The organism is Ferroacidibacillus organovorans (assembly GCF_001516615.1).
Lineage (GTDB): Bacteria > Bacillota > Bacilli > Alicyclobacillales > SLC66 > Ferroacidibacillus > Ferroacidibacillus ferrooxidans_B.
On the sequence record NZ_LPVJ01000017.1, the window covers coordinates 1 to 792 of the forward strand.

A 792-nucleotide genomic window follows, 5' to 3' on the forward strand; every position below is an offset into this window, starting at 1 on the left:
AAGACAATTTTAATGCTTCTTCTTTGAATTCTTTGTCGTACACTCGCATCTGGATTCCTTCTTCCTTTTTTATCATTTTGTCCAGAATTACGAGTTTGTTGACTTCACTAAAATGATACTGCTCCAGTCTTGGATGCCATCCGCGTATGCTGTGCTGGCTTGGATGTCCATCAAGCCAATGTTGTTGCATGTATTTTGAAGGGCCCCTTGGAAGAAAAACCACAGATGGTCATTCAGGAGTTTTCCACCGTATTGTCGGGCTTGCTCGAACTCTCTGACTGGCTAACAGAGCATGGTTGCACAGAGATCGCTATGGAGAGCACGGGGGTCTATTGGAAACCAGTCTTCAATGTCCTCGAAGCGACCTGTACGGTCACACTTGCCAATGCCTCTCACATCAAGAACCTACCCGGGCGCAAAACCGACAAAAAAGATGCACAGTGGATTGCTGAGTTGCATCGATGCGGTTTAGTGTCCAACAGCTTTGTTGCCCCACGTGAGATTCGTGAACTTCGTGATCTTACTCGCTATCGCAAAAAGCTCAAGGGATATGAGACCTCAGAACGCAACCGAATCATCAAAGTGTTGGAAGATGCCAACATCAAGATTTCCACTTTCATGAGTGACGTCTTCGGGAAGTCTGGACGTCTCATGCTTGATGCACTGGTGAACGGTGAAGTCATTGAACCAGAACAGGTTGCCGATTTGGCAATCGTGTAGCCGCTCGCGCTGTTTGACGGTGAATGAGCGGTTTTTTGTTATCCGCATTGACGAAGGATTTTGTCAATGATT

General features: G+C 46.5%; 2 protein-coding genes. One reads left to right on the forward strand and one right to left on the reverse strand.

Annotated features, from left to right (window positions below):
- Nucleotides 1-190: hypothetical protein (locus ATW55_RS16710; protein ID WP_235587014.1), on the reverse strand; the 190-nt coding region annotated here is incomplete at its 3' end.
- A 17-nt stretch (nt 191-207) separates the two neighbouring features.
- Here ATW55_RS16710 and ATW55_RS05410 point away from each other — a divergent pair.
- Nucleotides 208-720: an IS110 family transposase gene (locus ATW55_RS05410; protein ID WP_235587015.1), complete on the forward strand. Its 513-nt coding sequence runs from the start codon at nt 208-210 to the stop codon at nt 718-720.
- Nucleotides 721-792: the final 72 nt, after the last annotated feature.